Below are 8,823 nucleotides of genomic sequence, written 5' to 3' on the forward strand. Positions count from 1 at the left end.
CAGGCTGAGCAAGGGGGTGGGGCCGTGCGCGGCTCCGCCCCCGCTCTACCCGTGATTGGCATATTCGCTAGGGTGACGCCGTGGCGAGAGTGCGGTTGAGCGTGGCGGAACGACGTGAAGAGCTCCTGCGCGCTGCCATCGAACAGATCGAGGTACGGGGGGTCTCGGCGGTCCGGATCGCCGATGTGGCCGCCGTGCTCGGCGTGAGCAACGCGCTCGTGCTCTACCACTTCTCGACCAAGGAGAAGCTGGTCGCGGCCGCCTTCGCCCATGCCGCCGAGGCCGACCTCGCCCAACTGCGCAAGGTACTGGGCCGCCGCACCAGCGCGGTACGGCGGCTGCGCGCCGCCGTCCGCTGGTACGCGCCCACCGGGCAGGCCAAGGGGTGGCGGCTGTGGATCGAGGGCTGGGCCGCCTCGCTGCGCGACCCGGCGCTGCGCAACGTGGCCGGAGACCTCGACCAGCAGTGGAAGGCGGAGTTGGCCGAGGTCATCGAGGAGGGTGCCGCCGCCGGTGAGTTCCACTGCGACGACCCGATGTCCGCGGCCTGGCGGCTGACCGCCCTGCTGGACGGCCTGGCCGTCCAGACGACGTCGTACGCGGGCCCGCTCTCCCGGGCGACGATGCTGGCCTGGACCGACGAGGCACTCGCCCGCGAACTCGGCATCGACCACGAGGCACTGACGGCCTGACCCCGGTCCCGGCCCGCCCCGGACGGCCGACGGCGCTCAGGTCTGGCGCACGGGCGCGTACGCGTTGCCGTCGAGTCCGAAGGTCCAGGCCACACCGGCCTTCGCGGTCCGGGTGCCGGGCGGCACCCGGAGCCAGTAGACACGGTGCGTGCCGTCCGGCTCGGGGGTGGAGTTGACCACCTCGACCATCACCACGTCCTCGTCGCCGTCCAGCGCGATCCGCCACAGGACACCCGTCTCGTCACGGTGCACCGGCTCCGCACCGGACTCGGAGAGGTACCGGTCGTAGCCGTAGAACTCCAGCATCACGCGGCGCAGTTCCGCGTTCTCCTCCTCGCGTATCCGCTTCGGCGTCAGGGAGTTCAGCTCCGCCAGGAATTCGGCGGGCACCGGCATGCCGCGCCAGGCGTGGAGGGCGAAGCCGTCACGGTAGGCGAGCGCCGGCCCGTCCCCGCGGTCGAGCCGGCCCGCCTCGTCCCGGTGCAGCGCCTCCGGCCGCTCGCTGATCACCACGGCACGCTCGTAGGGCCACCACCAGCCCGCGTGCCTGGCCACTTCCGCCAGACCGTCGAGGCGGTCGCCCCGGCCGTCGAAGGCGGCGAGCCAGGCCGCGTCGTGCTGGCCCAGCACCGCGTCGAGCAGCACCAGCCGGACGCCGGACTCGTCTTCGGGGCGCTTCGAGAGGTCCGCGACGACACCGGCCCGGATCCGGTCGGCGAGCGCCGCGGTGGTCTCCCAGAGCTGGGCGCCGGTGGCGGACCACAGCGCGGACCAGCCCGCCGGGCCCAGTTCGTCGTACATCCGGCGGCGCTCCTGCGCCCAGGGGCGGGTCCGTATCTCGTCGCGCACCGAACGCCCGGCGTCGACGAGCTTCTCCACGGCCTCCACCGCGGCCCTGGGCGAGTCGACCCAGACGATCCGCTCCGGCTCGGCCAGTCCTGCGCTGCGGTAGGCGAGCCGCAGCCCGTCCTCGGCCGCGGGCCGGTCGGCCGCGCCGGTCGCCGCTGCCACGGCCCGCCATGAGTCCACGTACTGCATCGGTCTTCCCCGTCCCCAGTGTTCTGTGTGTTGTGTTCTGTGTGTTGTGTCTTGTGCGTACTGCGTCGTCGGCGGCGCGGCGTGCGCCGCCGGACCTCCGCTTCCCTGCCCGGTCCGCCGCCGCCGGGCTCTGCCCGCCGTCAGTCCGCGACGATGCGGACCGACCCCGGCGCGTACTCACGCTGGCGCACCACGCGGTACCAGCCCTTCGACAGCGGTATCGTCGCGTGCTCCTCGTGGACCACCCGTCCGCCCTCGGGGAGATGGAGCAGCATCGGCCCGAACACCCCCGCCTCCCTCATCAGCCGGCCCGGCCCCTGCACCGCGTGGGCATGCCCGGTGACCTCGCCCAGCGCGAGGACCATGCGCCCCCGGCCGTCCCTCGGCTCACCCGGGGCGTCCACGAGATGCGCGGGCACCGCCGACTCCTCCAACGACACGATCAGTACATCGCCCTGCCGGTACACAGACGTCTCCCCTCGATGGCCGCACCCGCTGTGCCGGCCACGGAGAAAACGCTAAGGGGCGGGTCTGACAATCGACCGGCGGCCGACCGGACCCGGCGGACGGCAGCGGCGGTCCCGGTCGCGCCGTTGTCAGTGCGGCTTGATAAACCTTGTGGACATCAGCCGTCCCCCAGTACCAGGAGCTCAGGGTCATGTCCGGTGTGGACCATCTGCACGAGTTGCTCGGCCTTCCCGCTGTCGATTTCCAGCACGCCACGGATGAGGCGCCCGTGCAGGCCGCCGGTGCGGCAGCCTGGCGCATCTCGGTCGATCCGTACGATGACGATCCCGAAGTGACCTGGGAGGAGGCCTTCAAGGCGTTCCTGGAGGCGGTCGACCCGGCGGGTGTGCGGGCACTGATCGTGGGTCAGTGGGGTGAGGCGTACGAGGTGAAGTCGTCGTACCCGATCGATCTGATCATCGCCGCCGCGGACCGGCTGACCTCGCTGGAGGCCGTCTTCGTCGGCGACATGACCTCGGAGGAGAACGAGATCTCCTGGATCGAGCAGTCGGACGTCACGGCGCTGCTCAATGCCTTCCCCGGTCTGCTCGAACTGGGTGTGCGCGGCGGCACCGATCTGGTCTTCTCGCCCTCGAAGCACGAGCGGCTGCGTTCGCTGACCATCGAGACCGGCGGTCTGCCCGTCGGCGTGATCCGCGGCATTCTGGACAGCGAGCTGCCGGCGCTGGAGCGGCTCGACCTGTGGCTCGGTGTCTCCGCCTACGGGGGCGACGCCGATGTGGCCGACCTGGCCCCGCTGCTCTCCGGCACCCGCTTCCCCCGGCTCACCCATCTCGGTCTGCGCAACAGCGAGGTGCAGAACGAGATCGCGGCGGCGGTGGCCTCCGCCCCGGTCGTCGCGCAGCTGCGCGTCCTCGACCTGTCGAACGGCACCATGGGCGACGAAGGCGCGGCGGCGCTGCTGGACGGCCAGCCGCTCACCCATCTCGAAAAGCTCGACCTGTACCACCACTTCATGACCGAGCCGGTGGAGCGCCGGATCGTGCAGGCGCTGGAGCCGCACGGCGTGCGGGTCGACGTTTCGGAGCGCGAGACGCCCTGGGGCAACCGCGGCGTCGAAGGCCGCTACACCTCGGTCGCGGAGTGAGGCGCGGTGACTGACATCGAGCATCCCGAGACGTTTCACGGCCTGCCGGTCCACACCCTTCCCGGACCCGGTCGGGCTTCCGGCGGCGCGCTCCCGGACGCCGGTTCGGTCGCGTGGCGGCTGGAGAGCGCCTGGCAGGGCGAGCTGACGTTCGCCACGCTGTGGCGGCACTTCGTCGACACGGTCGACACCACCCGGGTGCGGGCCCTGCTGATCGGCCCCTGGTGGCAGGAGGAGTACGAGCCCTTCACACCGGTCCTGGATCTGCTGGTCGGTCACGCCGACCGTTTCCCGGCCCTGCGCGCCCTCTTCCTCGCCGATGTCGTCAGCGAGGAATGCGAACTGTCGTGGCTGAAGATGTGCGACCTGACCCCGGTGGTCGAGGCATTCGGCGAGCTGGAGGAGCTGACGGCACGCGGGTGCGGCGGGCAGGGCGACGGCCGCCCGTCGCTCGGTCTGCGACCGGTGCGGCACAAGTCGCTCAGGTCGCTGACGTTCGAGTCCGGCGGGCTGCCGCCCGGCATCGTGCGGGCGATCGGCGCCTCCGAACTGCCCGCGCTGGAACGCCTCGAACTCTGGCTCGGTGTCACCGAGTACGGCGGTGACACCACGGTCGCGGACCTCGCTCCGCTGCTGGCCGGCGCGACGTTCCCCGCCCTGCGCCATCTGGGGCTGCAGAACAGTGAGATCCAGGACGAGATCGCGGCCGCCGTGGCCTCCGCGCCGGTCGTCGCCCGGCTGGAGTCGCTCTCCCTCTCGATGGGGACACTGGGCGACGAAGGTGCCGAAGCGCTGCTCTCGGGCCAGCCGCTCACCCATCTGACCTCGCTGGACCTGCACCACCACTACATGAGCGACCCGTTGGTGGACCGCCTGCGCGAGCTCCTGGGTCCGGACCGGGTGAATGGCGAGGTGGACGAGGTCGAGTACTGGGATCCGGAAGAGGACGACGACCGCTATGTCGCCGTCAGCGAGTAGTACGGCGGGCCCGGCGCCGCGCTTCGCCGTCGTGGGTGTGCCCGGGAACCGCCGGGTCACGCTCTTCCAGGACGCCGTGCGCGCCGCCGGGCTGCCCGCGGCGCGCGTCGTGCCCTGGCTCGACGTCCTGCGCGGCGAAGCCTCCTTCCGGCCCGGCGAGACCGTGCGGATGGACTCCCCCGGTGAGGACACCGAGGTGGAGCGGCTGCTTCGCGCGGTCGGGGATCCGGCCAGGGTCGAGGGGACCGCCCGGTGGTACGCCGGGTTCACCTCGGCCGTGCGGACGGTGGCGCGGGCGGCGGCCGCTGCCGGTGCCGAACTGCTCGACGATCCCGACGACGTCGCGGTGCTGTTCGACAAGCGGCTCTGCCATGCCGTGCTGGACGGTGCCGGGGTACCGGTCCCGGAGTCCGCGACTTCGGGGGCCGCGGCGTCCGTGGTGCGGGACTGGGCGGACGTGCGCGAGCGGATGGCGGACCACGGCATGTCCAGGGTCTTCGTGAAGCTCGCGCACGGCTCGTCCGCCTCGGGGGTCCTGGCCGTGGAGACGGCCGGTCCGGGCCGCATCAGGGCCACCACGTCGGTGGAGCGCGACGCGTCCGGCCGGCTCTTCAACTCCCTGCGGGTGCGCCGCATCACGACGGAGCCGGAGATCGCGGCGATCGTCGACGCGCTCGCGCCCGACGGGCTGCACATCGAGCGCTGGCTGCCCAAGGCCACCCGGCACGGCCGGGCGACGGACCTGCGGGTCGTGGTGGTGGCGGGCCGGGCCACCCACGCCGTGGTGCGCACCAGCCGCTCCCCCATGACCAATCTTCACCTCGGCGGCGAGCGCGGTGACCTCGACGCCGTCCGCACGGCCGTCGAGGCGGCGGGCGGCAGCTGGACCGGGGCCCTGGCCGTGTGCGAACGGGCGGCCGCCCGCTTCCCGGGCACCCTGTGCGTGGGCGTCGATCTGCTGCCCTCGACCGACTGGCGGCGCTTCGCCGTCGGCGAGGTCAACGCCTTCGGTGACCTGCTGCCGCGCCTGACCGGGCTTCCCGGCAGCGGCGCCGAGGGAATGGACACGTACGCGGCGCAGGTCGCCGCCGTACAGAACAGAGCAAGGAACAACCGTGCAACCGCCACCGCCTGACACCCCGCCCACCCCCGTGGACGCCCAGAACCCGGACCCGGGCGAGCCGGGCACGAACGAGCCGCGCATGGGCGAGCCGGACATGAGCGGGATCGTGGGCAGCCACGATCTGCTGCTCGTCACCCTCGACACACTGCGCCACGACGTGGCGGTGGAGCTCGCCGCCGAAGGGCGCATTCCGAATCTGGCGCGTCATCTGCCGGGCGGCGTCTGGGAGAAACGGCATGCGCCGGGAAGCTTCACCTACGCCTCCCACCAGGCCATCTTCGCGGGATTCCTGCCGACACCGGTCGGCCCGGGGCCGCACCCCCGGCTGTTCGCGGCGCGCTTCGCGGGCAGTGAATCCACTGCCTCGGGCACCTTCGTCTTCGACACGCCGGACCTGCTGTCCGGCCTCGCCGGCGTGGGCTACCGCACGGTGTGCATCGGCGGCGTCGGCTTCTTCAACCGCCGGCCGCCGCTCGGCTCGGTGCTGCCGGACATGTTCCAGGAGAGCCACTGGGAGCCGGAGTTCGGTGTGGCGTCGCCCACCTCCTTCGAGGCGCAGGTGACGCGCGCCGAGCAGGTCGTCGCCGGACTCCCGGCGGAGCAGCGGCTGTTCCTCTTCGTCAATGTGTCCGCCCTGCACCAGCCCAACTGGTTCCACCGGCCGGGCGCCACCCGCGAGGCGGGCGACTCCCGCGCCACCCACGCCGCGGCGCTGGAGTACGTCGACGCCCACATCGGCAGGCTCTTCGCCGCCGCGAGCAGCCGCCGCCGCTGTTTCGCCATCGTCTGCTCGGACCACGGCACGGCGTACGGGGACGACGGCTACACCGGGCACCGGCTCGGTCACGAGTCCGTCTGGACCGTTCCGTACGCGCACTTCTTCCTGGACCCGGGGGCCACCGCACCATGAGCCGCACCACGACCGCCGCACCGGCCGTACGGCCGTACCAGAGCTATGTGTACGCCTACCCGCACAAGACCGCCTACCGGCCGCTCGCCGACCGGCCGGACCTGCGCGGGCTGTGGGCCGACGAGCGCAAGGACGCGCTCTCGCTCTACCTCCACATACCGTTCTGCGAGGTCCGCTGCGGCTTCTGCAACCTCTTCACCCGGATCGGCGCTCCCGACGAGCTGACGACCCGGTACCTCGACGCGCTGGACCGGCAGGCCACCGCCGTCCGGGACGCGCTGGGCGACGACGGGCCGGTGCGGTTCGCCGCGGCCGCGTTCGGCGGGGGTACGCCCACGTTCCTGACCGCGGCGGAGCTGGAGCGGCTCTGCGACATCGCGGAGAAGCGGATGGGCGCCGATCTGCGGTCCGTTCCGCTCTCGGTCGAGACCTCGCCGTCGACCGCGACGGCCGACCGGCTGGCCGTTCTCGCCGACCGGGGTACGACCAGGATCAGCATCGGGGTGCAGAGCTTCGTCGAGGCCGAGGCGCGGGCCGCCGTGCGTCCGCAGCGGCGGGCCGACGTGGAGGCTGCCCTGGACCGGATACGCGAGGCCCGCATCCCGGTCCTCAACATCGACCTGATCTACGGCATCGACGGCCAGACCGAGGACAGCTGGCGCACCTCGCTGGACGCCGCGCTCGGCTGGCGGCCGGAGGAGCTGTACCTCTACCCGCTGTACGTGCGCCCCCTGACCGGGCTGGGACGGCTCGGTGCCGACGGCGAGGCCGCGGCGGACGCGGCCTGGGACGAACAGCGGCTGCGGCTGTACCGCGCGGGCCGGGACCACCTCCTGGCCCACGGCTACGAGCAGGTCTCGATGCGGATGTTCCGCCGCGCCGACGCCCCGCGGACGGACGGCCCCGACGACTACGCCTGCCAGACCGACGGCATGATCGGCCTGGGCTGCGGCGCCCGCTCGTACACCACCGAGCTGCACTACTCCTTCGACTACGCGGTGGAGATGCGGGAGGTCCGGGCGATCATCGACGGATACACCGCCACCGAGGACTTCTCGCGCGCGGAGGTCGGGCGGTACGTCGACGGCGACGAGGCGCGCCGGCGCCACCTCCTTCAGTCGGTGCTCCAGGCCGAGGGGCTGCCACTGGCCGACTACCGGGACCGGTTCGGCACCTCGCCGGCCGACGACTTCCCCCTTGAGCTGGCCCGGTTCGAGGCGCGCGGCTGGCTCGACGGGCCGGCCGGGGCGTCCGGGCTGCTGCGGCTCTCCCCCAAGGGCCTGGCCCACTCCGACGCGCTGGGCCCGGAGCTCTTCTCCCCCGGTGTACGCGCCGCGATGGCCGCGTACGAGCTGAAGTGAGTACGCCGATGGACCTGACGATCCTCTACCGCGGACCGCTTTCGTCGTGCGACTACGACTGTCCGTACTGCCCGTTCGCCAAGCGGCGCGACAGCCGGGAGCAGCTGCGCGCGGACCGGGCCGCGCTGGAGCGGTTCACGGCGTGGGCCGCGGCACAGACCGGTGACCGGATCTCGGTGCTGTTCACGCCGTGGGGCGAGGGGCTGGTCCGCTCCTGGTACCGCCGTGCGCTGGTCGAGCTCGCGCGGTTGCCGCACATCCACCGGGTCGCGATCCAGACCAACATCAGCAGTCGTACGGGGTGGCTGGCCGAGGCCGGTGGGGCGGGCCGCGAGAAGATCGCGCTGTGGTGCACATACCACCCGGGACAGACGCCGTACGAGCGGTTCCTCACCAAGTGCGAGGAGCTGGCCGCACTCGGCATCCGGCACAGTGTCGGTGTGGTCGGGCTCGACGACCATCTCGACGAGGCGCGACGGCTGCGCGCCGCGCTGCCGGACGAGGTCTATCTCTGGGTGAACGCGGCGGAGGGCCACACGTATTCGGACGCGGAGGCAGAGCGCTGGACGGCCATCGACCCGCTCTTCCCGTACAGCCGACATCCGCACCGGTCGGCCGGGCTGCCCTGCCGGACCGGTGAGTCGGTCATCTCGGTGGACGGCGACGGCACCGTGCGGCGCTGTCATTTCGTGGCGGCGGAGCTGGGCAATCTCTACGACGGGAGCTACCGGCGGGCGCTCGGTCCGCGCGCCTGTCCGCTGGCGGTCTGCGACTGCCACATCGGTTATGTGCACCTGGAGACGCTGCCGCTGTACGACGTCTTCGCGGGCGGGGTGCTGGAGCGGATCCCGGCGGCTGTGCCGCCGTCGCTCGCCGGACCGCCTGAGTTTCAGGCGGGTCGGGCGAGCGACGGCACCACGGACCCGGACGCCGCCTAGGGTCTTTCGTTTGGATCAGGTCGGATCAGGGAGCGGGGTCCGGTGTCGTGCATCGCAAGGCGGAGGAGGGCGGCAGATGGGGTCTCCCCTGCTCGAGCGGAGTCGAGAGCTTGGGGAAGGAGCCATGGCAACCGACGACAACGCGGCGAGGTGCGGCACCGGGGCACG

Annotated in this window: 9 protein-coding genes; 7 read left to right on the forward strand and 2 right to left on the reverse strand. The window is 72.3% G+C overall.

Annotated elements, in window-relative coordinates:
• Positions 1 to 101: 101 nt before the first annotated feature.
• Positions 102 to 692, forward strand: a complete 591-nt coding sequence (locus tag ABZ622_RS38600) for a TetR/AcrR family transcriptional regulator (protein ID WP_266727884.1) — start codon at positions 102 to 104, stop codon at positions 690 to 692.
• Between the two features lie 36 nt (positions 693 to 728).
• Here the strand turns inward: ABZ622_RS38600 and ABZ622_RS38605 are convergent, their stop codons facing one another.
• Positions 729 to 1,730, reverse strand: coding sequence for a DUF6745 domain-containing protein (locus tag ABZ622_RS38605; protein ID WP_360551509.1), 1,002 nt, complete (start codon positions 1,728 to 1,730; stop codon positions 729 to 731).
• A gap of 140 nt (positions 1,731 to 1,870) precedes the next feature.
• Positions 1,871 to 2,197 (reverse strand): hypothetical protein, encoded by a 327-nt coding sequence (locus ABZ622_RS38610; protein ID WP_360551511.1) that lies wholly within the window; start codon positions 2,195 to 2,197, stop codon positions 1,871 to 1,873.
• A gap of 191 nt (positions 2,198 to 2,388) precedes the next feature.
• Here ABZ622_RS38610 and ABZ622_RS38615 point away from each other — a divergent pair, with 191 nt between their 5' ends.
• The 6 genes from ABZ622_RS38615 to ABZ622_RS38640 all read left to right on the forward strand — a co-directional run bounded on the left by ABZ622_RS38615 (position 2,389) and on the right by ABZ622_RS38640 (position 8,655).
• Positions 2,389 to 3,345, forward strand: a complete 957-nt coding sequence (locus ABZ622_RS38615; protein ID WP_360551513.1) for an STM4015 family protein — start codon at positions 2,389 to 2,391, stop codon at positions 3,343 to 3,345.
• Between the two features lie 6 nt (positions 3,346 to 3,351).
• Positions 3,352 to 4,323 carry an STM4015 family protein gene (locus tag ABZ622_RS38620; RefSeq protein WP_360551515.1) on the forward strand — a complete coding sequence of 324 codons (972 nt, stop codon included), beginning with the start codon at positions 3,352 to 3,354 and terminating at the stop codon, positions 4,321 to 4,323.
• Positions 4,304 to 5,458, forward strand: a complete 1,155-nt coding sequence (locus tag ABZ622_RS38625; RefSeq protein ID WP_360551517.1) for an STM4014 family protein — start codon at positions 4,304 to 4,306, stop codon at positions 5,456 to 5,458. The genes ABZ622_RS38620 and ABZ622_RS38625 overlap by 20 nt, the downstream gene beginning before the upstream one ends.
• A gap of 82 nt (positions 5,459 to 5,540) precedes the next feature.
• Positions 5,541 to 6,356: an STM4013/SEN3800 family hydrolase gene (locus ABZ622_RS38630; protein ID WP_360551525.1), complete on the forward strand. Its 816-nt coding sequence runs from the start codon at positions 5,541 to 5,543 to the stop codon at positions 6,354 to 6,356.
• Positions 6,353 to 7,717 carry an STM4012 family radical SAM protein gene (locus ABZ622_RS38635; protein WP_360551519.1) on the forward strand — a complete coding sequence of 455 codons (1,365 nt, stop codon included), beginning with the start codon at positions 6,353 to 6,355 and terminating at the stop codon, positions 7,715 to 7,717. The genes ABZ622_RS38630 and ABZ622_RS38635 overlap by 4 nt, the downstream gene beginning before the upstream one ends.
• An 8-nt stretch (positions 7,718 to 7,725) precedes the next feature.
• Positions 7,726 to 8,655: an STM4011 family radical SAM protein gene (locus ABZ622_RS38640; RefSeq protein WP_360551521.1), complete on the forward strand. Its 930-nt coding sequence runs from the start codon at positions 7,726 to 7,728 to the stop codon at positions 8,653 to 8,655.
• The last annotated feature ends 168 nt before the right edge of the window (positions 8,656 to 8,823 follow it).

The organism is Streptomyces sp. NPDC007164 (assembly GCF_040634135.1).
In the GTDB taxonomy this organism is placed as follows: Bacteria; Actinomycetota; Actinomycetes; order Streptomycetales; family Streptomycetaceae; genus Streptomyces; species Streptomyces sanglieri.